This window comes from Devosia sp. XGJD_8, from assembly GCF_046614475.1.
Classification (GTDB): domain Bacteria; phylum Pseudomonadota; class Alphaproteobacteria; order Rhizobiales; family Devosiaceae; genus Devosia.
Map to the genome: position 1 here is coordinate 228813 of NZ_JBKJHF010000001.1, position 26167 is coordinate 254979.

Consider the following 26167-nt stretch of genomic DNA (forward strand, 5'->3'; position numbering starts at 1 on the left):
GATTACCCCGCCGCAAAGCTCGATTCGGGGTCCTGCGGGCGCACCAGGCGCACTGTTTGCCAGGCCGCGGCAAAGGCCAGTGCGGCCATGGCGGCGCCCAGCAGATAGACCGGGATGATGGCGCTCCGGATCTCACCCGTCGAGGCGGCGGTGGCCAGGCCCGCCGAATTGGCGGCGACGCCCGCCAGGGCCGCGCCGATGGCATTGCCGGCCGATTGCGTCGTGGGCATCAGCGCCGAGGTGCGGTCCCGTTCCCCATCGCTGGCCGCTTCCATCATGGTGAGGTTGAGATAGCCGTTGCAGCTGCCAAAGCCGCCCCCGATGATCAATTGCCCGATCACCACCACGGCCACCTGGTCCAGCTGCAACCCGGCCAGCACCAGGATCAGCCCCGTGCCGATCATGGCCGGCCCGAGTTTGATCAGGATCTTCCGCGTTTCCTTCTGCCGCACATTGGCCACGGCAACGGCAGAGATGCTCCAGGCCACCGCCAATACGGCCGCGATGACGCCGGCCATGGTCGGGCCGAAGCCCCACATCTGCTGCACCACCAGCACCAGATAGACCGCCGAGCCGGCCCCCGCCACGTTGATGAGCAGCGTCATCCACAGCCCCGTCCCCACCACCGAGATCGGCCGGAACGCATCCAGCGGCATCAACCGGTCGCGGCTGCGCCCGTCAAACCAGACCGCGCCAGTCAGCAGCAGGCCCGCACCCAGCAGGAGGCCCGTCGCCTGCCAGGGCCCGGTCACCGCCGCCAGCGCCACCAGCATGATGCCAACCCCGATGGCCAGCAGCCGCAGCCCGGGAAACTGTACCGGCTTGGCCGCCCCCACGTCCTTGGCCGGCACTACGAAGCCCACCATGGCGGCAAAGATCAGCACCAGCGGCACGCTGAACAGGAACGCCGCCCGCCATGACACCAACTCGGTCAGCAGCCCCGCGACCGCCGGCCCGCCAAACGCCGCCACGGCCCAGATCATCGCATTGAGCCCGAACACCTTGGGCACCAGCCGCGAGGGAAACAGCTCGGGGATCAGCGCAAAGCAGATCGAGGCGACTACGCCCTCGCCCAGCCCCTGCAGCGCCCGCCCCACCAGCACCTGCGGCATGTGCCCCGCAGCGGCCGCAATCAGCGTCCCCGCCAGGAACACGCTTGCCGAAACCAGCAGGCCAAGCCGTGCGCCCAGCCGCTGCTTGAGCAGCGCCGCGCCCGACCCGCCGACAATGGCAAAGACCAGATAGAGCGTGATGGCCCAGGAGATCAGCGCGACGCCGCCCATTTCCTGCACCGCCGTGGGCAGCGACACCGTCGCCACGAAGGAGTTGAATGCCAGCAGGGCCACGCCCAGCCCGATGATCAGCGTGACCGGCGCAAAGCGCGGCGTGAAGATCTCGGCCCAGCTGCCGCTTTGCGAATCCGACATGATCCAGCCCGTAATTAAAAAAGGACAATCTTGGTATATTCAGTCCGAGGCAAAAGCAATGCGCTTGTTTGGGCGGTTGGCAAAGCGGTCATCGCCGCTCATCGGTTTCCACCCCGTCTTAACCCGTCTAGGGTCATCCTGCCGCCGCCCCAGCCCAGGACATCCCCTTGATCGGCCAGACTTCCGCCCGCCGCGGCATTGATCTCCGCCTCTTTGCCATGGTCTTCCTGGCAGCGGTGACCATCCTGCTGGTCCGCACGCTCTATGGCCGGGTCGGCCTGCCCTTTTTCGCCGATACCGACGATGCCATGCGCATGGTCATGGTGCGCGATTTTCTCGGCGGGCAGGGCTGGTACGACCTCACGGCCCATCGCCTCAATACGCCCTGGGGCGCCGAGCTGCACTGGTCCCGCCTGGTGGACCTGCCCTTGGCCATCCTGGTCATGGTCTTCACACCGCTGTTCGGCATGGATGGCGCTCTGGTCGCTGCCGGTTCGGTCTGGCCCATGCTGCTGCTGGCCGTGCTGCTCTGGGTCAGTGCCCGTCTGGCCCAGCGCCTCGTCGGTCCCGAGGGCGTGTTGCCCGCTCTCGTCCTGCCGGTGCTGAGCCCCGCCATCACGGCCGAATTCATGCCAGGCCGGGTCGATCATCACAACGTCATCATCCTGCTCACCCTCATCATGGTCTGGACCGGCATCGAGGCCCTGCGCCGGCCGCGCTTTGCCCTGCTCTGCGGGCTTTGCGCCGCCACCGCTCTTGCCATCGCCACCGAGGCGCTGCCTACCATTGCGGCGGCCATCCTCGTCATGGGCCTGGCCTGGACCTTCGACACCGCCCGCGCCGCCGCCATGCGCGGCTTCGGCCTCGCCTTTGCCGCCGGCGCCATCATCCACCTCGCCATCTTCCGCCCGCCCTCCCGCTGGCTCGAGGCGGCCTGCGACGTCATCTCCCCGGTCTATGTCGCCGTCGCCCTGGTCGTGGGCGCCGTCTTCACCCTTGCCAGCCTGCTGCCGTCGCCGCGCGCGGCCTGGCAGCGCTTCCTGCTGCTGGCCGGGCTGGGCCTCGCCGGTCTGGCGCTGGTTGTCGCCGCCTATCCGCAATGCCTGGGTGGCCCCTACGGCAATCTCGATCCCTGGCTGCAGGCCAACTGGATCGGCGCCATCGTCGAGGCGCGCCCCTGGTTCACCAACCTGTTCGACCTGCCCGCCTATGCCGTGGCCGTCGGCGTGCCGGCCTTGCTCGGCACCATTGTCGTGCTCTGGCGCCTGTGGCGCGTGCGCGAGGGCCGGGCCGAGTGGGCCGCCCTGCTGGTCTTCCTGGCGCTCACCGCCATCGTCATGCTGGCCCAGGTGCGCGGCGCCCGTCTTGCCGTCATGCCCGCCATGCCGGCCGCCGCCTGGCTCATCGTCTCTGCCCGCCGTCGCTACCTTGCCGCCCCGCGCGCCCCCGCCATTGCCGGCCTGGTGCTGAGCTGGCTGGCCTTTTCCGGGGTGGTGCTGTCGCTGCTGGTGACGGCCGTGGTCAATGTCGTGCCCGGCCGCGCCCAGACCGTGTCCGAGGTCCGCGCCAGCAAGGAGCCATGCCTTGTTCCCGCGGCCTTCCCCGATCTGGCGGCGCTGCCGCCCGAGCGCATCATGAGCCCCATCGATCTGGGCGCCCACCTCCTGCTCTATACCCCGCACGAAGTGGTCGCGGCCCCCTATCACCGCAACGAGAAGGGCGTCCTCGACGCCTTCCGCTTCTTCAACGAGCCGATTGCCGAGGCCCGCGCCATTCTCGATGCCCGCGGCATCGGCCTCGTCGTGCTCTGCCCCGCCATGCCGGAACTGCAGGGCATTCCCGGCGCCGCTGAGGACAGCTTCGTCAAGCTCCATGCCGCCGGCACGCTGCCACCCTGGCTCGCTGATGTCAGTCTGCCCGACACCCCGCTCCAGGTCTTCGCGGTCATGCCCGAATAGCCTTGGCGCCATACCGCCCCACCCACCGGCCAGCTCCTCCCCCTTCCAGGGGGAGGCCGGGTGGGGGTCTCTCAGCGCGAGATGCCCGCCAGGTCCAGCCCCAGCTCGGCCCGCACCTTCCGGCTCAGCTTTCCCGCCACCAGCCGATGCGCCTCCCTGATATAGGCTTCCACCTCATCGCCGCTGAGCGGGCTGGCGGCCGAAATCGCCACCCACCCCGCCCGCGCGAAATATGGCGCCGGCCGCACGCCATCGAGTTCGGTCAGCATTAGGTAGGCCAGCTCCGAGACCTTGAGCCACACCTCGCCGGGGTCCTGGTCGAGCAGCGCGAAGATCTTGCCGCCCACCTTGGCAACGGAATCGTCGCGCCATTGGCGCACCAGGGTCGCCTTCGGCAGCGTCAGGATGAACGCCTCGAAACCGTCGCGATGCATGATGGCGGGATAGCTGTTGGCCAAGGAAATGGTCCGGCAAGACGAAAAACGCCGACCCGGTGTCCCGGATCGGCGTTCAGTCTATTCATTCATCGTTCACAGTGGTGACTATTCTGCGGCAGCCGTCACGCCCAGCCCGATCGGGCAGGACACCCCGGTGCCGGCCAGTCCGCAATAGCCGCGCGGATTCTTGGCCAGATACTGCTGGTGATAGGTCTCGGCATAGAAGAACTCGGCCGCCGGGGATATCTCGGTGGTGATTCGCCCCAGCCCCTTGGCGTTCAGCGCTGCCTGATAGGCCTGCCGGCTCTGCTCCACCACCGCCGCCTGTTCGGGCGTGGTCGTATAGATGGCCGAGCGATACTGCGTGCCCACGTCATTGCCCTGACGCATGCCCTGGGTCGGGTCATGCTCTTCCCAGAAGGTCTTGAGCAGCATCTCGAGGCTGATCGCCTTGGGGTCATAGACCACCTTCACCGCCTCGGTATGGCCGGTGCGGCCCGAGCAGACTTCCTCATAGCTCGGGTTGGGCGTCGCCCCGCCCTGGTAGCCGACCGCGGTGACGATCACCCCCGGCAATTGCCAGAACAGGCGCTCGGCACCCCAGAAGCAGCCCAGGCCCAAATAGATCGTCTCGGCGCCTTCGGGATAGGGGCCCTTGAGCGCCTGGCCGTTGACGAAATGCTCAGCCGCCACAGGCATTTGCATGTCGCGGCCTGGCAGCGCCTCGGCCGCGTTGGGGATCGTCGTCGGTTTGGATTTGAAGAACATGATATCTTCCTTTCACAGCCCTATTCGCTTGCGCCGGCCTCCAGGTTACAGCCCGGCTCAGATCTGGTCCTGCCGCAGGAAACGCTCCCGCCGCGGTGCGCGCCCGGCCAGCGCCAGCGCAATTCCGGGCAGTCCGAACACCGCAAAAGCCGGATAATCCAGCACCGCCTTGAGCGCGGCATCGAGAAGCGCGGCAAAGAACCGGCTCTCGAAAAACCCGGCCACTGCATCGAGGCTTGGCGGATGCACCTGCATCCACAGATCCGCCAGGCTCGTGTACACCACCGCATTGGCGGCCAGCGATTTGGTGCCGTCAACGACAAGCAGGACCAGCGCCAGGCCGATTAGCCAGGTGCCCAATATTCTCAGGATCAGCCGCATTCCCATCCCCTGTGCTGACGGGGATAAGTTGGGGCTGGCCCACCCGTTCCACCCCGTGCACAAGTTTGTTTGTGCCATGGCGGGCCGCTCGCTCACAAGATGGCAGGCCCCTGCGACAAAAACAATTGTCATCCCGGCGTCGTGATCCCTTGCGCCCCCGCCCGCGATAAGTATATTGCGCCTCGCTCGCGCCGGCTAACCCCGGCCCCTCCGGCCTTCCAGACCGGAGACAAGGCGATGCGGAGAGATGGCCGAGTGGTCGAAGGCGCACGCCTGGAAAGTGTGTAGGCGGGGAACCGTCTCAAGGGTTCGAATCCCTTTCTCTCCGCCATTTTCCACCACCTACCTCATCGGCAAAGTCCACACCTGGTCCGACATTCAGCACTGATTGAATGCAGCGGCAGGTCGCATCGATCCTTCCGATGCTGCGGGGCACAGATCGAGAGCCGCATCGCGATCCGCAAATGGTCGATCAAGTCTTGACGCTTTGGCGGGAAACGCGATGTTGACCACGTCAGCCGCCGTTTGGTTTCCGGCACTTTCCGGAATTGTCAACGGTGTCAGTTGACAAATGGACCGTGTGCGGTAACGTTCCCATGACGTCTTGGAGCTGTTGCGGCCGACGTCATGGGATGGATCATGGGACAGAGCCGGACACGTCGGCCCACCATTATTGATGTTGCCGAGCGCGCAGGGGTGTCCAAGAGCACCGCGGCGCGGGCCCTGGCCGGTTCGTCCAATATTACCGACGAGACGCGGGAGCGTGTGGTCGCCGCCGCGACTTCGGTGGGCTACGAGCGCAATCACCTGGCCGTGGGTATGCGTTCGGGGCGCAGCGGCATGCTTGGCCTCGTGATCCCCGATATTGCCAATCCGTTCTGGGCCGATGTGGCGCGCGGTGCCCAGGATCGGGCGGCTCGGGCAGGTGCATCTCTGCTGGTGTTTTCGTCTGATTGGGACCCCAATGCCGAGGCAACGCACCTCAAGACGCTGCGCCGGGCGCGGGTCGACGGCGCCATCGTCAATCCGGTGTCCGACAATTTCGACGATCTGGACCGGTTCGGTTTGCCCTGCGTTTTCATCGGCTCGAGCGCCGAGCGCTTTCCCGATATTTCGAGCGTCGGATCGGACATTGCCCAGGCTGTGCGACTGGGGCTCGACCATCTCGTGGCCAAGGGACACAGGGCGCCGGCACTGATCCTGGGGCCCAAATCGCGTCTGGCGCGGGCCCGCTTCCTGCGGGCGGTGCATGAGCACTGCGTCGAGCGCGATGTCGATCCGGCCATCCTTGCGATCGAAGACGGCGAATATACCGTCGAAGGCGGTCGCCAGGCGATGCGCCGTTTGCTCGACCGGCCGCGGGTCGGCCATCTTGCGGTGTTCGCCGCGAACGACCTGATGGCGCTGGGCGCGATGATGGCGGTGCGCGATGCCGGCCTCGATTGCCCGCGCGACGTTTCCATTCTGGGCTTCGACGGCATTCCATCTGGCGAATTCGCCTGGCCGGGTTTGACCACGGTGGCAAAGCCTGGCCGGGATATCGGCGAGAAGGCCGTTGAAAGCCTGTTCGACGAAATACAACACAAGCCGGAACACCGGCGCATCTACATGCCGTGTCGACTCATGGAGCGAGGCTCACTCGCCGATCTGTCGATCGCGGCACCCCAGCGCGTTGCGGGGGCAGGGAGGGTCTGACCATGGTTGCCAGTGACGGACAACGGGTTACTGCTGCGCTACCTGATGGGAACGTTCCCGCAGATGGCATGCAACGCGGTCAGCCTGCTGGCGGTTTGCCTGCAGATAGCTTGCAGCAAGCTGATGGTTTTCTGCGTGCTGTCCGCCAATGGTGGCCGTACTACGCCATGATGGCGCCAGGCCTGCTGTTCTTCTTCATCTGGCACTATGTGCCGATCTGGGAAGCCAAGATGGCCTTCGAGCAGGTCCGCATCATTCCGCCCAATATCTGGGTCGGGCTGAAGAACTTCCAGCAGCTGTTCTCGTCGCCGATCTTCTACCAGGTGCTGGCCAACACCCTGATCATTTCGGGCATGAAGATTCTCTTCGTCTTCCCGGTGCCGATCATGGTGGCGCTGCTGCTCAACGAGGTGCGCAACGGCAAGCTGCGCGGCGTGATCCAGTCAGCGATCTACCTGCCGCACTTCCTGTCCTGGGTGGTGATTGCCGGCGTGTTCATCGCGCTGCTGTCGCCGACCGATGGCGCCGTCAATCAGGTGCAGCAGGCGATGGGCTTCGGCACCACCAATTACCTGACCAATACCGGCACGATCCGCTGGGTGCTGGTGATCTCGGAAATCTGGCGCTCGGCTGGATGGGACAGCCTGCTGTACCTTGCAGCCATCTTTGCCATCGATCCGGCGCTCTACGAGGCCGCCGAGATGGATGGCGCCAGTCGCTGGCAGAAGATCTGGCACGTCACCATTCCGGGCATCATCCCCACCATTGCGACGCTGTTCATCCTCAACATGGGCATGTTCCTGAGCGCCGACCTCAACCAGGTCATCAACTTCCAGAACGACGTCAACGCCTCGGCCATCGATATCCTCGACACCTATGTCTACCGGATGGGGCTGTCGACGGGCGAATACGCGCTGGCCACGGCCGCGGGCCTGTTCAAGGCGGTGATCGGCATGATCCTCGTCGTTACCTCCCATCTCGTCAGCAAGCGCCTGACCGGCAAGGGAGTGTGGTGATGGCCAGCCAATCGCGCCGGACGCCGCTCGAGCGGGTCGAATATGTGCTGATCGTCTCGACGCTGCTGCTGCTGGTGGTGTTCACCCTGCAGCCACTGCTCAATCTGCTGGCCCTGTCATTCACCGACCCCAGCAAGGTCGCCGGCTTCTCGGGTCTGTCGATCATTCCCGACGGGTTTTCGATCGATGTCTGGGCCCTGTTGCTGCAGCATCCCAATGTGCAGCGCGGCCTGTTCAACTCGATCTGGATGACCGCCACCAGCGTGTGCATCGGGGTCTTCGGCACGGCGCTGATGGCCTGGGGCATGTCGCGACCCGGTCTGCCGGGGCGCCGGCTGATCTTTATCCTGGTGCTGGTGACCATCGTCTTCGAGCCCGGCATTATCCCGGACTACTTCCTCATGAAGCGCCTGGGCCTGCTCAACACGCCCTGGTCGGTGATCATGTATAAGGCGATCAGCGCCTGGTACCTGATCATCCTGATCCGCTTCTTCGAGGAAATTCCCAAGGAGCTGCTGGAAGCGGCCGAGCTCGATGGCGCCAACCCGTTCCAGACCTTCTGGATGGTCGTGCTGCCGCTGGCCAAGCCGGCGCTCGCCACCATCGCGCTGTTCTATCTCGTGCTGCACTGGAACGAGTTCTTCCGCTCGATGATCTACCTCAACGACCAGACCAAATGGCCGCTGCAGGTCGTACTCCGGCAGTTCGTCATCGAAGGCGACAAGATCGCCATCGTGGGCGCCAACAATGCCAACAACAATATCGGCCTGGCCCAGATCAACATCCGCGCGCTCAAGGCCGGGATGATCTTCATCACCATCCTGCCGATCCTGGCGATCTACCCGCTGATCCTGAAGTTCTTCACCAAGGGAACGATGTCGGGAGCGCTCAAGGGATGAGAGCGCAGACGACCACCCCAACGGGGTGAACAAGAATTCCGCGCAAGCGGTGAACGACCAAGACCAAGAAACCAAGGAGGAGACTAAAATGACGCTGAAGAAACTGCTGCTGGCGACAACCGCCATCGCCACGCTGGGGGCGCTTGCCGCACCGGCCTTCGCCCAGACCACGATCCGGCTGGTCAGCAAGGACCTGCTCACCACCAACCCTGACGATGTCAAGGAGATCGAGGCCATCGAGGCCGCGCTCAAGGCCCAGGGCCACGACATCGACATCCAGACCATCGACCTGCCCGGCGGCACTTCGGCCTATGTCGATGCGCTCGGCGTGATGCTGCTGTCGGGCGATATTCCCGACATCATCTACTTCCAGGGGGGCGACCAGAAGATGGCCGAGCAGGGCATCCTCGAAGACCTCAATCCCTGGATCGAAAAGTCCGAGCACATCAAGGCGGCGCTGTGGCCGCATAACGTGGAGCGCCTCGCCAACTATCCCTACCTGCTCTATGTCTATCCGCCGCGTGCGCCGCAGCCGGTGATGCGCCAGGATTGGCTGGACCAGCTGGGTCTTGCGGCCCCGACCACGGTGGAAGAATACGAGGCCCTGTTCCAGGCCATCCACGACGCCGACCTCGATGGCGACGGCACGCCCGGCAACACGCTTGGCCTGACCGGCTTTGGTAACACCACCGAACTCGACTCCGTGTTCAACCAGGCTTTCGGCATCACCGGCACCTGGATGAAGAATGCCGATGGAGCCTGGGTCAATGCCCGCGTCACCGATGCGGAAAAGGCCAAGATCGAGTTTTACGCCCGGTTGGCCGAGAAGGGTCTCTACGACAAGGAATATGTGACCAACACGTTCGACGTGAAGGAAGACAAGTTCTACACCGGCAAGGCTGGGGTGATCTTCGGCTCGTCGCCGGAAGTCATCGACATCTATGCCGGCAAGATGCGTCAGGCCCATCCCGGCGAGGACATCGAGCTGGCCCTGCTGCCCGTTCCCTCCGGCCCTGGTGGCCAGGGGCTCGCAGCCGTCGACGTATCCAAGGAAGCCCGCGGCTGGGCGATGTCGTCGCTCTCCGAGCACAAGGAAGAGGCCTTTGCCGTTCTCGATTTCATGGCCTCCAAGGAAGGCCAGGATATCGACCGCATGGGTTTTGCGGATGTGCACCACACGGTGGGCGCCGATGGCACGGTGACCTTCACCGACCAGATCTCGACCTGGTATGCGCGCTTCTTCAATGCGGCCAACTGGACTCCGCCGACGGCTCTGCTGTCCCCCACGGCGCAGTCTGCGCTCGACACGATCAAGGCTGACTTTACCGCCGACAATGCCTTTGTCTGGCCGGCCGACTATGCAGCCGATGTGGACGCGGCCGAGCAGGTCTATCGCTCCTGGGTAGCCCGGTTCATCACCGGCGAGGCTTCGCTCGACCAGTGGGACACATTCGTGAGCGAGTACAACGCCGCCGGTGGCCAGCGCATGGCTGAATACGCGGCGACAGTGCTGGGCGACTAGGATAAGGGCCCAGAACCCCTCCTTCGGGAGGGGGTGGGTGGGGGTTCTGAACCATCCACGATCTCCCAACGGTGGAGAGGCCGGAACCCCCAACCCCCAGATCCCTATCGACTGAACCATCGTCCACATGCCCGATGGCACAACCGGAATGAAAGTCGAAGCGTCATGACCCAATCCCTCCAATCTCGCATTCGCGGCATGCTGCATGGCATTGCATTGGGCGATGCGCTCGGTGCGCCGGTGGAAAAGCTCTCCGCCGCCCAGATCCGCGAGCGCTACGGTCGGGTGACCTCCGTGATGACGCGCTGGCACAAGATGGACCTACCGCCTGAGCAGCGAAACCACCGCGTGCGGGGCGACGGCATCGTCACCGACGACACGCTGATGACGCTGGCGATGATGGACATCTATGCCGATACGCGCCGGCATCTTGACGCCTGGGACATGGCCGACGGCATGGTGCGCCAGATCGCCTGGATCAAGCGGTGGGTACCCGAGCTGCAACGCGAAGCGATGCTGATCGACCGCCTGTTCTACCCCGAAAAATGGATTTTCCAGCGCCACCAGCTTTCCAGTTGCGACCCCCGCCAGGGCGGCATCGGCAACATGGTCAACTGCGGGGCTGCGATGTATATCGCTCCGGTTGGCGTAGTGAACGCCGCCGATCCGAAGGCGGCCTATGACGAGGCCATCGCCTTTGCCGCCGGCCATCAGGAGAGCTATGGCCTCGAGGCCGCCGGGGTAATGGCCGCTGCCGTTGCCGCGGCCTTCGTGCCTGGCGCAACGATCGACGCCATCGTCGACACCGTCATCGGGCTCGCCAAGGACGGTACGCGCACGGCCATCATAGCCATAGCCGAAACGGCGCGTGCCCTGCGCGCCAGCGGCACCGACCATGCCAGCGCCTGCGATGCCTTCCACAGCGTGATCGCCCGCTATTCTGTGATGGGCGACGACGTCAATCACATGCCCGAAAAGGTCGGGCGACCCACCGATGCCTATCGCCCGAGCCGCTTGCAGGCCATCGAAGAACTGCCTCTCGCGCTGGGCTTCTGCCTGCTCAATGACGGGAATTTCCGGCGTTCCATCGAGGACGGCATCAATTCGGGCCGGGACACCGATTCCATCGGGGTGATGGCTGGCGCAATCCTGGGGGCGCTGCATGGCGAGAGTGTCATCGATGCCGCTGATCGCGCCCAGATCGACGCTGCCAACCGCCTCGATCTGCTGGCTTCCGCCGATGCCTTTACGCGCACGGTAAGCGACATCTTCGCGACCGACCGCGCGATTGCCACCAAGCGCGACGCCGCCCGCGCCGCCCTGATCGTACCAGCACAGGCGCTGGTTTCCTGACCACCTTTGCCGAGAAAGACGGACTATGCTCTCCGAAATCCAAATCCTCGAAAAGATCTATGCCGGCTTTATCGGCAAGGCGATCGGCGTGCGCCTGGGCGCTCCCGTCGAGCCGACCATCTGGAGCTATGATCGCATCCAGAAGACCTATGGCGAGGTGACGCAATACCTGCGCGATTTCAAGAATTTCGCCGCTGACGACGATACCAACGGGCCGGTCTACTTCATCCGCGCGCTGCGCGATTATGGGCTCAATGCCACCGCCGAGGATGTGGGCAAGACCTGGCTCAACTACGCCGCCGAAGAGCATGGCATGTATTGGTGGGGCGGCTTCGGCGTCTCGACCGAGCACACCGCCTACCGCAACCTGCGCGCCGGCATACCGGCGCCGCAGTCCGGCTCGATCGCCCAGAACGGCACCACCGTGGCCGAGCAGATCGGCGGGCAGATCTTCATCGACAGCTGGGGCTGGGTGAACCCGGGCAATCCGCAGCGGGCCGCGGACATGTCGGCCATGGCCGCCAGCGTCGCCCACGATGGTGACGGCCTCAACGGCGCGCGCTTCTGCGCCGCGGCGATTGCGGCTGCGTTTGAAGCCAAGAGCATAGACGAGATCATCGAGACGGCGATGGGCACCATCGACGCAGCCTCGACCTATGCCAGGGTCTGCCGCGCGGTGATCGATTTCTACACGGCCAACCCGGACGACTGGCGCGCCTGCCGCGACATGCTCGAAGCGGAGTGGGGCTATGACCGCTATCCGGGCGTCTGCCACATCATCCCCAATGCAGGGGTGACCATCATGGCTATCCTTTATGGCAAGGGCGACCTGCCACGGACGGCAGAAATCGCCACCATGGCGGGCTGGGACACCGACTGTAATGCGGGCAATGCTGCGGCCATCGTCGCCACGTTCCAGGGCCTGCATGAAGGCTGGGACAAGTATCGCAAGCCGATCAACGATTTCCTGGTGGCCTCGGGCATCGTGGGATCAATCAACATTGTCGACATTCCCAGCTTTGCCCGCGAACTGACGGTGCTGGCGCTGCAACTGGCGGGGCGTGACGTGCCTCAGCTCTGGCTGGAGGATTTTACCCGCCGCGGGCTGCGGTTCGATTTTGACCTGCCGGGTTCCACCCATGGTTTCCGTACCGAGGGCTTCAACCAGATTTCGCTGCGCCACTCCGCCGAGCGCCATGTCGAGGGCTCGCGCGGGTCGCTGGAAATCCAGCTCGACCGGCTGGAGCGCGGGCAGGGCGGACGGGTGTTCTGGAAACCGTTCTACCGCCGCAGCGATTTTGACGACGAACGCTACCGGCCCATGTTCACCCCGGTGGTGGATGGCGGGCAGACGGTCAGCTTCAAGCTGTGGCTCGACCCCTGGAACGGCGACGGCAACCTGCGCGTCGCGCCCTATGTGCGGCGGACCATGAGCGGGGCCATCGAGGAGACCGGGGCGTGGGATGTGCCCTCGGCGGCGGGATGGCAGGATTACAGCTTCGTCGTGCCGGCGGGCGATGAAGCGATCGACGAGGTCGGCATCTCCATCGAGTATTTCGGGCGGCTCAAGTTTCTCGGGCGGCTGTTCCTGGCGGACTTCAGGGTCGAAGGCGCCGGTCATACGGTGATCGAGCCCAAGACCGAGACGCAGGAATGGGGCGCGATCACGCGGTTCACCTACAATCGCGGGCACTGGACGAAACAGGATGGCCGCATCCACGGACACACAGCGGGCGATGCCGACATGTGGACCGGCCATTACTATGCGCGGGACGTGGTGGTGAAGGCCGATATGCGGCGGCTGGCGGGGGCGTCGCAATTGGTGACGGCGCGGGTGCAGGGCACCGGACGGTTCTATGCGGCGGGCTTCGAGGGCGACGAGGTCGTGATCCTCAGGGAGGATTTCGGCAGCACGGTACTGGCGCGGGCGCCGTTCAGGGTGGAGACGGGCAAGAGCTACCAGCTCGCATTCAGCGTCACGGGCGATGCGCTCGGCCTGGCCGTCGACGGCGTGCCCATGTTGAACACCACCGATGCCAGCTATGCCCATGGCATGGCCGGCATTCGCCTGGCCTCCGCGGGCCGCATGAGCGTGGGGCGTATCGAGATCGTCGAAACGGTTTAGGCCACCAAGGAGACCAGCATGTCGGAAATCGAACTCGCCCATGTCGGCAAGCGCTATGGTGCGGTGACCGTGCTCAACGACATCTCGCTGCAGATGGGAGATGGAGAATTCGTTGTGCTGGTCGGCCCCTCGGGCTGCGGCAAGTCGACCCTCCTGCGCATGATAGCCGGCCTTGAGGACATCACCTCAGGCCAGATCACCATCGGCGGCAAGGTGGTCAACAACATGCCGGCCAAGGAGCGGGACATCGCCATGGTGTTCCAGAGCTATGCGCTCTATCCGCACATGAAGGTGGCCGACAATATGAGCTTCTCGCTGCGTCTGGCGGGCACCCCCAAGGCCGAGATCAAGCGACGCGTCGGCGAGGCGGCGGATATCCTGGGGCTTGAAGACCTGCTCGACCGGCTGCCCCGCGAACTTTCGGGCGGCCAGCGCCAGCGCGTCGCCATGGGGCGCGCGATCGTGCGCAACCCTCGGGCCTTCCTGTTCGACGAGCCGCTGAGCAATCTTGACGCCAAGCTGCGGGTCAAGATGCGCGGCGAGATCAAGCGGCTGCACCAGCGACTGGGCAAGACCATGATCTACGTGACGCATGACCAGACCGAGGCCATGACCATGGCCGACAAGATCGTCGTGCTCAATGGCGGCCGCATCGAGCAGGCTGGCGCCCCGCTCGAGCTCTACAACAATCCGGCCAACCTCTTTGTCGCCAGCTTCATCGGTTCACCCGAGATGAACCTGTTCGACGCGCGCTATCAAGGAGGCACCGATGTGCAGGTGAAAGGCGGGCAGACCCTGCCGCTGGGGACCACCCTGGATATCCCGGCGGGCACCGAGATCGTCTATGGCGTGCGGCCGCAGCACATCACGCTGGGCGAGGTCGGCGTGCCGGCCAGGGTGCTGGTGGTGGAGCCGACTGGCGATGCGCAGGAGGTCCTGGCCCGGATTGGAGAAGAGGATATCTCCGTGGTCGTGCGCGATCATGCGCCGTTGCGCCCGGATGAGACCATCCATCTGGTGATCGATCCCGCCAAGCTCTTCGTGTTCGACAAGGCAACCGGGCTGCGCCTGCGATGAGCCACGCCCGCAAGTTCTTCGACCCTGCCCAGACCGGGCCGCTCGAGGGCATCCGGGTGCTCGATCTTTCGCGCCTGATGGCGGGCAACATGCTGAGCCTACAACTGGCCGATTTCGGCGCCGATGTGATCAAGATCGAGCCGTCCGAGGGCGATCCGCTGCGCGACTGGAAGGACGACGGGCATTCCCTGTTCTGGAAAACCTATGGCCGGAACAAGCGCTCGGTGGTGTTGAACCTGCGGCAGGCGCCGGCAATGGCGGCGCTGTGGACGCTGATCGAGACGGCTGATGTGTTCATCGAGAACTACCGGCCCGGGACGCTGGAAGCGATGGGGCTGGCGCCCGAAAGGTTGCTCGAACGCAATCCGGACCTGATCGTGGTGCGGATATCCGGCTTCGGGCAGACCGGCCCCTATGCGCAGTTTCCGGGGTTTGGCACCATTGTCGAGGCGATGAGCGGCTTTGCCGATCGCACTGGGTTTCCAGATCGCGAGCCGGTGCTGCCGCCCCTGGCGCTTGCCGACATGATTGCGGGCATCTATGGCGCCTCGGCCACGATGATGGCGCTGTTCGCGCGCCAGACGGGCAGGGCACGCGGGCAGGTGATCGACCTGTCGCTGCTTGAGCCGATGTTTTCGGTGTTGGGACCGGAAGCATCAATCCACGCGATCACCGGAAAGGTCAAACAGCGTGTCGGCAGCGCTTCCAATACCGCCTCGCCGCGCAATGTCTACAAGTGCGCCGATGGCAAGTTTCTGGCGCTGTCCGGCTCGACCCCGGCCGTGGCGCGCCGTATCTTCGAGGTCATCGGACGCTCGGACATGAACGAGGACCCGCGCTTTGCCACGAATTCCGACCGGGTGAAGCACCGCGCGCTGGTCGATGAGGCGGTGGGTGCCTGGTTTGCCAGCCACAACAGCGCAGAAGCTCTGGAAACCATGCGCAAATCCGGCGCAACGGTGGGGCCCATCTTCAACATTGCCGACGCCATGGCCGATCCACATTTCGAGGCGCGCCAGATTATCGTCGATGTCGAAGACGCGACCTTCGGCACCCTGCCGATGCACGATATCGTGCCGCGCCTTTCCGCCACGCCTGGAGCATGGCGGCTGCCGGCGCCCGAACTTGGCCAGCACAATGACGAGGTGCTGCTGGCAGCCGGGATCGATCCCCAGTCCATCAGGATCGGGGCCACTTGATGCGCTCTCTCCTCTACGTTCCCGCGCATTCCGAACGTTTCGTTGCCAAGGCGCATGAGCGCGGGGCGGACGCCATTATCCTTGATCTCGAGGACTCTGTACCCGAAGACACCAAAGATCAGGCGCGCCTCGGACTCGCCGAAGCGGTGACCATGGTGCGCCGGGGCGGCGCGACAGTGATGGTCCGCGTCAATAGCGGCGATCGGCAGCACGACGATGCGCTTGCTGCCTGCCACGCCGGCGCCGATGCGCTCTATGTGCCCAAAGTCCGGAGCGCGGAAGAGCTCGGCACGTTGGCGTCAGTGCTGGAAGGTGTGGAGGCACAGGCGGGCAGGGCGCCAATGGGTCTTGTCGCCTTGATCGAGGACCCGGCAGCCGTGCTCAGCGCCAGTGAAATAGCGAAGGCACCGCGCCTTGTCGCGCTCTCTCTGGGTGGCGAAGACCTGGCGCTGGCGCTCGGTGCCCAGCCAACTCCCGACGTGCTGCACCTGCCCAAGCTGTTGGTCCACTACGCGGCAAAGGCCGCGGGGCTGCTCTCGTTTGGCCTGCTGCGCAGCGTGGCTGACTACTCCGACCTGCCCGGCATCACCGGGGCAGCCCGCGAGGCAAGGGCGCATGGCTTCGACGGGGCCACCTGCGTTCATCCAGCCGTTGTGCCGCTGCTCAACGCCGCCTTTGCGCCAAGTGCGGAGGAGCAGGCATGGGCCAAGCGCGTGTTGGAACGCGCCGCTGCCGGCGACGGGGCCTTTCAAATGGACGGCAAGATGATCGACGCTCCAATTATCGCCCGAGCCCGGGCAATTATGTCCCCAGACCGGACCTTGCCCCGGCGATAGTCTGGGCCACTACGCCCGAGCCGTGTCCCGCATCGTGGTTTCCACGATTGCCTAGCTGTCACTGACTTCCAGGCCATCGCGGAAGTCATTCAGACCGGCGTCAACCGAAGACGGTGCGTCGATCCAGTGCTGCATGGGAGCTCCCGTTGCCGGGTCACGTCCAGGGATGGGGAGCATCATGATGCGTTTGGCAGCATCGCGGCGCAGATCTTCGGTCAGGTGGTCATGGCGGATGTTATCCCAGTCGCGACCGTCAGCATATCCGCCCGCCATGCTGACGTCCTCGGAGTGGCCAACCATCATATGCGAGACACCGGCCGGCATCACGATGACGTCGCCGGCACTGACCCGCAAGATGGGGCCGCCTTCACCGAAGATTTCCACCTGCATCCAGCCACGCGCAACCCCCAGGCATTCATGCGTGGTGGAATGGAAATGGCGGTAGGTATAGACGCCTGGGTAATGCCAGTTGTTCAGCCAGCCATTTTCCCTGAACCGCGCCACCACCAGGTCCTCGCCGCCCCCCGGCACGGCTGAGCGGTGGACCAGGAGTGGGTAGCGGCTGTTCGGGATCATGCCGTTCGGTTTGGACCAGAATTGCTCGGTTTCGCTGGTACTCATCACTGTCCCTCCCTGGGGTCCGGCAGCAGCAAACCGGCAATGGCGCTGGCCACGAGAGCGTGGTCTTCCACATCGGGCAGGCCACTCACGGCAGCAGCGCCCACCACGCCGACACCCCGCACCACGACGGGCACGGCGCCGCCGCTGGCCGCAAAATCGACCTGCGGCAGGCGAAAACGATCATGGAAGTCCCAGCCATGCTGTTCGCACAGCAAACGCATGTAGAGCGAACTCTTGTGGTAGCGCAAAGCGACAGCCCGCTTTCGCCGGGTCCAGTCCGGATTGTCAGGCGTGGCTCCCGGCAGCAGGGCGAAAAACACCACGGTATTGCCGTGGCTGACTTCTATCGCGACCGGCAAAGACCGCGCGCTCGCCTCAAGCTGCATCCTGAGCCCCAGGGTCCACGCCGTCGCATAGTCGAAGCTCGGCAGTTCGAGCTGGCTCTGCTCATTGTCGAGATCAGCCAGGCTTGGTGGTGTCATGGCTAGACCCCCAAGGCCTTGATATGGTCGATGGAACGCCGTGCGAAACGCTGCCAGTCGCTGGGATTGTCATGTTCGGTGACGATGTGATCGGCTCTGGTCTGGCGGAACAGCGGCACCAGGGCGGACCAGTCGATGATGCCGTCGCCCGTCGCGGTCCAGCCATCATCGGCCAGCGTACCCTGGGGCGCGGTGTCCTTGGTCTGGATGGCGATGATGCGGTCGGCGTAGCGCTTCAGTTCGGCGGCCGGGTCGGCACCGGCACGGGTGATCCAGCCGCAGTCGATTTCGAACCAGACATCGGGCCCGCCTCCCTCGAAGATATGGTCGATGGGCCGGGTGCCATCGGGCAGCCGAACATATTCGAAATCGTGGTTGTGCCAGGCGACCTTGATTCCGTGGGGGGCTGCCACGTCCGCGCCTTGCCCCAGCTTGTGTCCCAGACCGCGCCAGTAGTCGGATGTATTGCGGCGCTCCTCCGCCGTGACATAGGGCGGTATCATCACCGTGGCGCCCAGCGTCAGCGCAATGTCGATGAAGCGGTTCGGCTCCTGCACCAGCCCGGCCAGCGGCATGTGAAAGCCGTAGCAGGCCAGGCCCGCGTCATCGAGCTGGCGGCGGAACAGTCTTGGATCAGCCTCGTAGGCCGGCAGCCACGGCTCGATTGCGTCATAGCCCATGGCCTTGAGCAGGGGCAATTGCCCTGCCAGCGGCGGAAAATTGCGCGAGGAATAGAGCTGGTAGGCGATGGGATAGGACATGGTGCCTTCAGATGGTTGACGCGCGCCTGCCGCCCCGACGGGCGGAGGCGCATGGGCGCTAGGGCTGGGCTTCCTTGTCCTTGTCGAACTCGAGCAGCTCGATCATCACGCCCAGCTCCTTGACCGTGTCGTAATAGGCGTAGCGCCCATGGCTGCCGTCGAATTCGCCGCGCTGCAAAAGTCCGTGGCCCTTGGATTCAAGATAGGCGTTGCGCTTGGTCAGGTTGCGGGTGCGAAAGGCGATGTGGTGGCAGCCAGGGCCCTTTTGCTCCAGCAGGTCGCGCCAGGCGCTCTTTTCCGGGCCCGGCTGCAGGAATTCCACATCGATATTGCCGAACTTGAACATCATGATGCGGCAGCCGACATCGGCTGGCTGGCCCATGTAGATGGCCTGAGCCTCTGCCGGCTCGGCTGCACGGCCTTCCTTGGGCAGGGGCTTGCCGGTGAGGTCCGCGAACCATTGCGCGGATTTCACCACATCGTCGGTGACGAAGCAGATCTGCATCACTTCGTCTTCATCAAGCAGGCGCTTGTCCATTTCAAACGGTCCATTTCAGCTTCTGGGAGAGGCCGGCGGCCACGGTGGTCGCCGGCCCAGGGAGGGACTCGTGTCAGCCCAGAATGGTCTCGTAGTTCTCATGCATCTGGGCGATGGCGTCTTCCACGCTCATGTCGGGATCGCTCCAGAAGTTGAAGACAACGTTCCAGATCGAATCCTGCCAGTCGGCGTCGGCGGTGTTGTGCGGGTTCTGCACCTGCTGGGATGGGTCATCGAGAATGCGCAGCACCTCGGTCGAGCAGGCGTCGAGGCTTTCGGCCGGCGCGTCGAGGCGCACCGGTGTCGAGCCCTTGGCGGCAGCGAACTTGGCCTGTCCAGCCGGATCGAGCACCTCGGCGGCAAAGTCGAGTTCGGCCGTCTTGACGTCCTCGGCGGTGCCGCCGAGCAGGCCCCAGGCATCCACCGTCACCACCACGGCCTGTGCGCCGGGGATTTCAATGCAGCCGAAATCGGTGCCGGCAACCTTGCCTGCGCCAAGCCATTCCCCCTTCATCCAGTCGCCATGGATCTGCATTAGTGCCTTGCCGGTGATCACCTCGTTGGTGGTCTCGTTCCAGGGGCGGTTCTGTGCTTCCGGACCCGCTTCATTGGCGAACAGGCGCAGGGTTTCGAGCGTCTTGGCAAAAGCCGGGTCGTCCAGCGCCGTCGGATCGACCTCTTCGCCATAAAGCTTCTTGTAGATGTCTGGGCCGGCAATTGCCGCGACCAGGGCATGGGTCAGATAGCCCACCTGGAAGGGCTGGCTCCCCACGGCGAGCGGCGCATAGCCGGCGTCGCGGATCTTCTGGAAATCGGCAAACATGGCGTCGACCGACGTCCAGGCGGCAGGATCGACCCCGGCCGCCTTGGCCACTTCCATATTGTAGTAGACCATGCCGTCGATATGCAGCGCCTGCGGCACTTTGACGATCTCGCCATCGACCGAGATCGACGCTGCAACCGCAGCCGGCAGCTTTTCGACGATCCCCTGCTCGTTGAACCACTGCGTCAGCGGAAAGCCCAGACCCATGCCGGCAATGTCGCGATAGACGCCTGGATTGGATTCCATGAACACATTGGGCGGCTGGCCGCCGGTGATCAGGCTCATCAGGTTCACATTGGAGCCGGTATCGTGCGGAATGGCGATATCGGACCAGGCGTGGCCCTTGGCCTCGAGGCCGGACTTGAGGACGTTGAGGGCAGCGATTTCCGGCGGGGCAGACCAGCTATGGTAGATGACCAGGTCGGTGGCCATGGCACCAAACGAAGCGGTGCTGAGCATGAGACCGGCAATTATGCCGGCAAGCCTCTTGGTAGACATCGTTCTCTCTCCCTAGTTTATCTTCTTACATTCGCTGCCCGGACCGGGCGTCGAACAGGTTGGCCTTGCCTTTGCTGAAGCTCACCGTCACCGATTGGCCGGGCGTCAGCCGCGCGGCGGAGTCGGGCTCCACGCGCAGGGCAAGCAGATCGTCTTCGAACATGAAGTAGGCGCTGGCATCGGGCCCGGTGCGCTCGGCATATTGAACCGGGACGGTGAAGCTGGCCGCGACCGGCCCGCTCGCCGCCAGCACGAAATGTTCCGGACGCAGGCCGGCAATCACCGCTGCGCCGTCCTGCGGCGAGGCCGCAAAGGGATAGTCCGACACGTCCAGGCGCACTCCCGAGTCGAACACTGCCTCGACCTTCCCGGCCGCCACGCTGAGCCTGGCCTGGCGCAGGTTCATCGCTGGTGAGCCGATGAAGCCGGCGACGAACAGGTTGGCCGGCCGCTCGTAGATTTCGTCCGGCGTGCCGAACTGCTGGATGACGCCGCCATTCATCACCGCGATCTTGGTGGCCATGGTCATGGCCTCGATCTGGTCATGCGTGACATAGACGATGGTGGACTTGAGCTGGTCATGCAGCTTCTTGATCTCGAGCCGCATCTCGGTGCGCAGCTTTGCGTCCAGGTTGGACAGCGGCTCGTCGAACAGGAACACGGCGACATTCTTGACCAGCGCCCGGCCGATGGCGACGCGCTGACGCTGGCCGCCCGAGAGCTGGCCCGGCTTGCGATGCAGCAACGGCTCGATCTGCAGCAGTCTGGCCGCCCAGGCGATGCGCTTCTCGATCTCCTCGCGCGGCAGCTTGCTGGCTGATAGCCCGAATTTGAGGTTCCCGTGCACGGTCTTGGTCGGATAGAGCGCATAGGACTGGAACACCATGGCCAGCCCCCGGTCCTTGGGATCAAGATCGGTCACGTCGCGTTCCCCGATCATGATGCGACCGTCGGTAATGTCGAGCAGGCCGGCCAGCAGGTTCAGCAGCGTGGTCTTGCCGCAGCCCGATGGGCCGAGCAGGACGAGGAAGTCACCGTCGTCTATGGCCAGGTTGAGGTCGTCGAGAACCTTCATCGCGCCGTAATTCTTGGTGATGTGCTCGAAGCTGACACGGGGCATGTCGATCAACCCTTGATGGCGCCGGCGGTAATGCCCTGGACGAAGAGCTTGCCGACGAGGAAATAGATGACGAGGGGGGGAATGGCGGTGAGCAGGGCCGCCGCCATGTTGTCGTTGTAGCGAACCGTGCCGGTCGAGATGGTGATGAGATTGGCCAGGTTGACCGTCATCGGCTGGGCGCCCATGCCCCCGAAGGTCACCCCGATCAGGTAGTCGTTCCAGATCGAGGTGATCTGCAGGATGAGCACCACAATCAGGATATTCCCGCTCATGGGCAGGATGATCTCGACGAAGATCTTCCAGAACGAACCGCTATCCATCACGGCCGCGCTCATGATCTCCTGGGGAATGTCCTTGTAGTAATTGCGGAAGATCAGCGTCAGCACCGGCATGGCCAGGACGGCATGGATGATCGCCACGCCCCAGATGCTGCCATAGACCTTGAGCGTTGCCGTCATCGAGATCAGCGGGAACATGATGATCTGGAAGGGCACGAAGGCGCAGATGAACAGCACGAAGAGGAAGGGTCCTGCCCATTTGACGTTCCACAGCGCCAGCGCATAGCCGGTGACGATGGACAGCCCGATCGACAGGATCAGCGAGGGAACCAGGATGAAGACCGAGTTCCAGAACCCGACCTTGAGCCCCTCGCATCGCGTTCCCGAGCAGGCCGAGTTCCAGGCATGGTCCCAGGCTTCCAGCGTCCACACATTGGGCAGGGCGAACATGGCGCCTTCGCGGATCTGGTCCATCGTCTTGAACGACGTGACGACCACCACATAGAGCGGTACGCAGAAGAACAGCGCACAGATGGACAGAAAGGCGATGATGGCGATGGACCGGCCGGTAATGGCCTTTTTCCGGCGCGGAAAATAGGGCGCGCTGCGCACCGCGATATCGGCCCCGACGGCCTTTTGGGCATTGCTCAGATCGTTCATGCGCGCGCTCCCGAGCGGCGTTGCTGCCAGGCGGTGAGCAGGACCAGCGGCAGGAAGATGACCGCGGTCAGCACCAGCATCATCACCGCGGCGGCGGAGGCAAAGCCGAGATTACCCTTGGCCGACAGGGCCTGGATGGTGAAATAGGCCGGCACATAGGTCGACTGGCCCGGTCCGCCATTGGTCATCGCGACGATGACGTCATAGGCCTTGATCACGCCCAGCGAGAGCAGTATGGCGCAGGTGACGAAGGTGAACTTCATCATCGGAATGATGATCTCGGTATAGAGCTTGAACATGCCCACGCCATCGAGGCGGGCGGCGCTCCAGATTTCCGAATTGATCGACTTCAGGCCGGCCAGCATCAGCGCCATGTAGAACCCGGCGCTCTGCCAGACCGAGGCAAGAATGACGCCATACATGGCGGTCTCCGGCCGGGCCAGCCAGCTGGCATTGACCCAGGTCAGGCCGATGGAATGGATGAAATGCTCGGCCCCCAGTTCGGGATTGAAGATCCAGCGCCAGGCTGCGCCCGTCACGATCAGCGAAATGGCCAGGGGATAGAGAAACACCGTGCGAAACAGGCTCTCGCCGCGTTTTTCCCGATCGATCATCGCGGCCAGCACAAAGCCGAAGACAATGGCCAGGGCACTGCCCAGACCGAGCACGATCAGGTTCTGCAACGAGATCATCCAGGCATCGTCCTTGAACAGACGCTCGTATTGCCGGCCCCATTCGGACCAGTCGATCGCATATTCCGGCAGCCGGCGACTGCGCGTCAGCGACAGGTAGATGGTCCACAGGATGGCGCCAATGAAGGCAACCAGAGTCACCAGTCCAGCCGGCACCAGGGCCAGTTGGGGTGACCATCGGCTCCACCGAAAGGTCATGCTCGTCCTCCCTTGCACGTCGCGACGGATTTTTCCGCTCTTCGTCGTGTCAGCTCTTGCGGGCAGTATTATCGTTAAACTAGGTTCATGCAGAACGATCCGTCAATAGACATTTCGCTTGCCCGATGGATGTTTTGATCGACCAATGATGGGAGCGGGTCGCCAGCGATCCTCTCGATGTGGAGGAAAATGATGAAAAATCAATATGATATACCTGCCATGGGTTTCGGAACCTATGGCCGGACCGGGGAGGCGGGTATTGCCGCAATGCTGGTTGCGCTGGAGACCGGCTACCGCCACCTCGACACGGCGCAGGACTACGGCACCGAAAAGGAGGTTGGCCACGCCGTGCAGCGTTCGGGCCTGGACCGTGGCGAGATTTTCATCACGACGAAGATCGCCACCGGCAACCTGGGCGCAGGCGCGCTGCTTCCCTCGCTGCGGCAAAGCCTCGACAACCTGCAGACCGACCGGCTGGACCTGACGCTGATCCATTGGCCATCGCCAGACAATGCCGTGCCCCTGCCCGTCTATATCGAGCAGCTGGCCGAGGCCCATGCCCTCGGCCTGACCGGGCTGATCGGCGTTTCCAATTTCACCATAGCCATGCTCGACCAGGCTCGGACGATCCTCGGCGACCTGCCGATCGCCAACAATCAGGTCGAGCTCAACCCGCTCCTGCAGAACAAGAAGCTCGCAAGCTATTGTGTAAAAAACGGAATTTCCGTCACGTGCTACCTGCCCATCGCGCGCGGCATTCTCGGCGACGTGCCGGTCATCGCTGAAATCGCCAGCCGCCACGGCGCGACGCCGGAGCAGGTGGCCTTGGCTTTCGAGTTCGCCAAGGGCTACATCGCTATCCCCACATCGGGCCAGCCCGAGCGCATCCGGTCCAACTTTCTGGCAACCAAGCTGGTCCTTTCCGATGACGATATTGCTGCTATCGAGGCGATTGATCGCGGCCAGCGCGTCATCGATCCAGCTTGGGGACCGGACTGGGATTGAGATCATTGGCGGCAGTTGACAACGTCGCGGCTTGGGATAATAGCTGTCGTATTAACGTTCCTACTTGGTCGCCCTTACTGTCATGTCAGGGCGGTCCGCTGGCCTGTCGCCAGCGGAAACGATCAGTCATGCCGCAAAGTCGGCGGGAGGAATTATGAAGGGCATTACCAGTCTCGGGCATGTGGCGATCAACGTGATCGATCTCGAAAAGTCACTGGACTACTACGTCAACAAGCTCGGCTTTCCCGAAATGCTGCGGCTCAAGCGCGATGACGGCGAAACCTGGCTGGTGTATCTGCGCATCACCGACGAGCAGTACCTGGAGATCTTCCCGGGCGCCGAAAACGACCGTGCACCCGCCAGCTGGCACACCAATGGCATGACGCATATGTGCTGGACCATCGATGATCTCGACGCCACCTGCGACCGCATCAAGGCTGCTGGCATCACCTTGCTCTCCGAACCCAAGGCCGGGCTGGATGGCAATCGCCAGGCGTGGCTCGAGGATCCGGATGGCAACCGCATCGAACTGATGGAAATGCACCCCGACTGCCTGCAGTATCAGGCCATCCGGCGCCTTCACGCAGAAGGTGTCTAGTTTGCAGAAGGTGTCTAGTTTACGGCCGCTTCTGATGTGTATGGTCGCCCATGATTTTGATCCTTCCATTTCGGCCCCGTAAACGCGCCCGTGGGGCGGCCTGCGCCGCCTCCCTGCCGCCTTGGGCATGTTGAGACCATGGGCAAGTCCACCATCCGCCTGAAGGACATCGCCGACCGCACCGGCTTTTCGGTCAATACGGTGTCGCTTGCGCTGCGACAGAGTCCGCGCATCCCAGAAGAGACCTCGCTTCGCATTCGCGAGGCTGCCGAGGCGCTCAACTATTTGCCAAACCACGTGGCCAAGTCGCTCGTCAGTCGCGAGACCAAGACCATCGGCCTAGTGTTGACTGATATCACCAACCCGGCTTTGACGCAGGTGGCGCAGGCCATCGAGATGGCACTCTCCGAGCGTGGTTATTCCACGCTCTTTGCCACCTCCAACAATGATCTCGATGAGGAAAAGCGCGTCATCGAGATGTTCCGCTCCCGGCAGGTGGACGGGATGCTGATCTATCCCCGCAGCCACCGCGAACTGGCCCATATCCGCCGGCTTCGCGAGGCCAATTATCCGGTGGTGCTGCTGGTGGGCGATCCCGATGCCGGAATCGACGCCGTCTGTGTCGACGAGCGGCGCGGTGCCTATCGCGCGGTGCGCCACCTGATCGATATTGGCCACCGCCGGATTGGCATCATCGATACCTCCAATGCCAGGGGGAACCTCGAAAAGCGCGACGGCTACCTCCAGGCTCATCAGGAGGCAGGCATCGCGGTCGACATGGAATTGCTGGCCGATCCGCTCGGCAATTCGGTGATCCGGGGCTATTGGGCCATGGATCGCCTGATGAGCATGCCAGTTCGGCCGAGCGCGGTATTCGCCGCTAATGATTCCCTCGCCATCGGCGCCCTGCGCTGGACCCAGAAGAACAATCTGCGCGTCCCCCGGGATGTCGCCATCATTGGCTTCGACAATATCGAATTCGCCGAACATGCGGCCACGCCGATCTCTTCGGTCAAGTATGAAGTCGACATGGTGACCGAGCTGGCAGTGGAGCGGCTGCTGCAACTGATCGCGGCGCCCGATGGCCTCCCCGAGCCGCGGGTCACTCTGATCGATCCTGAACTGATCGTGCGCGACAGCACTGCGGGCAGGGGAGACTAGGCACGGGCCGGCTTTGGTTTTCTGAGGAGGAAGCGAAAT

Annotated in this window: 25 protein-coding genes and 1 tRNA gene; 14 read left to right on the forward strand and 12 right to left on the reverse strand. The window is 63.8% G+C overall.

Annotation, left to right across the window (positions count from 1 at the left end):
* Positions 1–2 precede the first annotated feature (2 nt).
* Complete coding sequence (locus ACLI1C_RS01160; protein WP_411395017.1) at positions 3–1427, reverse strand: MFS transporter; 1425 nt, start codon at positions 1425–1427, stop codon at positions 3–5.
* Between the two features lie 167 nt (positions 1428–1594).
* Between ACLI1C_RS01160 and ACLI1C_RS01165 the strand changes: the two genes are divergently transcribed.
* Positions 1595–3385, forward strand: coding sequence for a hypothetical protein (locus ACLI1C_RS01165; protein ID WP_411395018.1), 1791 nt, complete (start codon positions 1595–1597; stop codon positions 3383–3385).
* A gap of 71 nt (positions 3386–3456) precedes the next feature.
* On the opposite strand, the gene ACLI1C_RS01170 is transcribed toward ACLI1C_RS01165, so the two are convergent.
* From ACLI1C_RS01170 to ACLI1C_RS01180, 3 genes are all read right to left on the reverse strand, one after another.
* Positions 3457–3843, reverse strand: a complete 387-nt coding sequence (locus ACLI1C_RS01170; protein ID WP_411395019.1) for an MmcQ/YjbR family DNA-binding protein — start codon at positions 3841–3843, stop codon at positions 3457–3459.
* A gap of 84 nt (positions 3844–3927) precedes the next feature.
* A complete protein-coding gene (gene msrA, locus ACLI1C_RS01175; RefSeq protein WP_411395020.1) occupies positions 3928–4590 on the reverse strand; it encodes a peptide-methionine (S)-S-oxide reductase MsrA in 663 nt (220 codons plus the stop codon).
* Positions 4591–4647: 57 nt separating this feature from the next.
* Positions 4648–4971 carry a hypothetical protein gene (locus ACLI1C_RS01180; protein ID WP_411395021.1) on the reverse strand — a complete coding sequence of 108 codons (324 nt, stop codon included), beginning with the start codon at positions 4969–4971 and terminating at the stop codon, positions 4648–4650.
* A gap of 241 nt (positions 4972–5212) precedes the next feature.
* Between ACLI1C_RS01180 and ACLI1C_RS01185 the strand changes: the two genes are divergently transcribed.
* From ACLI1C_RS01185 to ACLI1C_RS01230, 10 genes are all read left to right on the forward strand, one after another.
* Positions 5213–5302, forward strand: a tRNA-Ser gene (locus ACLI1C_RS01185).
* 308 nt (positions 5303–5610) lie between these two features.
* Positions 5611–6666 (forward strand): LacI family DNA-binding transcriptional regulator, encoded by a 1056-nt coding sequence (locus ACLI1C_RS01190; protein WP_411395022.1) that lies wholly within the window; start codon positions 5611–5613, stop codon positions 6664–6666.
* Positions 6667–6833: 167 nt separating this feature from the next.
* Positions 6834–7682, forward strand: a complete 849-nt coding sequence (locus ACLI1C_RS01195) for an ABC transporter permease (protein ID WP_411395023.1) — start codon at positions 6834–6836, stop codon at positions 7680–7682.
* Positions 7682–8581 (forward strand): carbohydrate ABC transporter permease, encoded by a 900-nt coding sequence (locus ACLI1C_RS01200; RefSeq protein WP_411395024.1) that lies wholly within the window; start codon positions 7682–7684, stop codon positions 8579–8581. The genes ACLI1C_RS01195 and ACLI1C_RS01200 overlap by 1 nt, the downstream gene beginning before the upstream one ends.
* An 88-nt stretch (positions 8582–8669) precedes the next feature.
* Positions 8670–10103 (forward strand): extracellular solute-binding protein, encoded by a 1434-nt coding sequence (locus tag ACLI1C_RS01205; RefSeq protein WP_411395025.1) that lies wholly within the window; start codon positions 8670–8672, stop codon positions 10101–10103.
* A 165-nt stretch (positions 10104–10268) separates the two neighbouring features.
* Positions 10269–11456, forward strand: coding sequence for an ADP-ribosylglycohydrolase family protein (locus tag ACLI1C_RS01210; protein ID WP_411395026.1), 1188 nt, complete (start codon positions 10269–10271; stop codon positions 11454–11456).
* A gap of 25 nt (positions 11457–11481) precedes the next feature.
* Positions 11482–13581, forward strand: a complete 2100-nt coding sequence (locus ACLI1C_RS01215; protein WP_411395027.1) for an ADP-ribosylglycohydrolase family protein — start codon at positions 11482–11484, stop codon at positions 13579–13581.
* 18 nt (positions 13582–13599) lie between these two features.
* Complete coding sequence (locus ACLI1C_RS01220; protein WP_411395028.1) at positions 13600–14658, forward strand: ABC transporter ATP-binding protein; 1059 nt, start codon at positions 13600–13602, stop codon at positions 14656–14658.
* Positions 14655–15857, forward strand: a complete 1203-nt coding sequence (locus tag ACLI1C_RS01225) for a CaiB/BaiF CoA transferase family protein (RefSeq protein WP_411395029.1) — start codon at positions 14655–14657, stop codon at positions 15855–15857. Before ACLI1C_RS01220 ends, ACLI1C_RS01225 begins: the two co-directional genes overlap by 4 nt.
* Positions 15857–16693, forward strand: coding sequence for an HpcH/HpaI aldolase/citrate lyase family protein (locus ACLI1C_RS01230; protein WP_411398179.1), 837 nt, complete (start codon positions 15857–15859; stop codon positions 16691–16693). The genes ACLI1C_RS01225 and ACLI1C_RS01230 overlap by 1 nt, the downstream gene beginning before the upstream one ends.
* Before the next feature lie 51 nt (positions 16694–16744).
* On the opposite strand, the gene ACLI1C_RS01235 is transcribed toward ACLI1C_RS01230, so the two are convergent.
* From ACLI1C_RS01235 to ACLI1C_RS01270, 8 genes are all read right to left on the reverse strand, one after another.
* Positions 16745–17314, reverse strand: coding sequence for a hypothetical protein (locus ACLI1C_RS01235; RefSeq protein WP_411395030.1), 570 nt, complete (start codon positions 17312–17314; stop codon positions 16745–16747).
* On the reverse strand, positions 17314–17796 hold the full coding sequence (locus ACLI1C_RS01240) for a heme-degrading domain-containing protein (RefSeq protein ID WP_411395031.1): 483 nt from the start codon (positions 17794–17796) through the stop codon (positions 17314–17316). Before ACLI1C_RS01240 ends, ACLI1C_RS01235 begins: the two co-directional genes overlap by 1 nt.
* 2 nt (positions 17797–17798) lie before the next feature.
* Entirely contained in the window at positions 17799–18557 is a 759-nt protein-coding gene (locus ACLI1C_RS01245) for a sugar phosphate isomerase/epimerase family protein (RefSeq protein ID WP_411395032.1), read from the reverse strand.
* Between the two features lie 58 nt (positions 18558–18615).
* A complete protein-coding gene (locus ACLI1C_RS01250) occupies positions 18616–19095 on the reverse strand; it encodes a VOC family protein (RefSeq protein ID WP_411395033.1) in 480 nt (159 codons plus the stop codon).
* 73 nt (positions 19096–19168) lie between these two features.
* Complete coding sequence (locus ACLI1C_RS01255) at positions 19169–20416, reverse strand: ABC transporter substrate-binding protein (RefSeq protein WP_411395035.1); 1248 nt, start codon at positions 20414–20416, stop codon at positions 19169–19171.
* Between the two features lie 25 nt (positions 20417–20441).
* Positions 20442–21536 (reverse strand): ABC transporter ATP-binding protein, encoded by a 1095-nt coding sequence (locus ACLI1C_RS01260; RefSeq protein ID WP_411395036.1) that lies wholly within the window; start codon positions 21534–21536, stop codon positions 20442–20444.
* 5 nt (positions 21537–21541) lie between these two features.
* A complete protein-coding gene (locus ACLI1C_RS01265; RefSeq protein WP_411395037.1) occupies positions 21542–22474 on the reverse strand; it encodes a carbohydrate ABC transporter permease in 933 nt (310 codons plus the stop codon).
* Entirely contained in the window at positions 22471–23364 is an 894-nt protein-coding gene (locus ACLI1C_RS01270; protein ID WP_411395038.1) for a carbohydrate ABC transporter permease, read from the reverse strand. The genes ACLI1C_RS01265 and ACLI1C_RS01270 overlap by 4 nt, the downstream gene beginning before the upstream one ends.
* 219 nt (positions 23365–23583) lie before the next feature.
* Between ACLI1C_RS01270 and ACLI1C_RS01275 the strand changes: the two genes are divergently transcribed.
* The 3 genes from ACLI1C_RS01275 to ACLI1C_RS01285 all read left to right on the forward strand — a co-directional run bounded on the left by ACLI1C_RS01275 (position 23584) and on the right by ACLI1C_RS01285 (position 26128).
* Positions 23584–24369, forward strand: coding sequence for an aldo/keto reductase (locus ACLI1C_RS01275; protein ID WP_411395039.1), 786 nt, complete (start codon positions 23584–23586; stop codon positions 24367–24369).
* Positions 24370–24523: 154 nt separating this feature from the next.
* Entirely contained in the window at positions 24524–24967 is a 444-nt protein-coding gene (locus ACLI1C_RS01280) for a VOC family protein (protein WP_108459637.1), read from the forward strand.
* 138 nt (positions 24968–25105) lie between these two features.
* Complete coding sequence (locus ACLI1C_RS01285; protein ID WP_411395040.1) at positions 25106–26128, forward strand: LacI family DNA-binding transcriptional regulator; 1023 nt, start codon at positions 25106–25108, stop codon at positions 26126–26128.
* Positions 26129–26167: the final 39 nt, after the last annotated feature.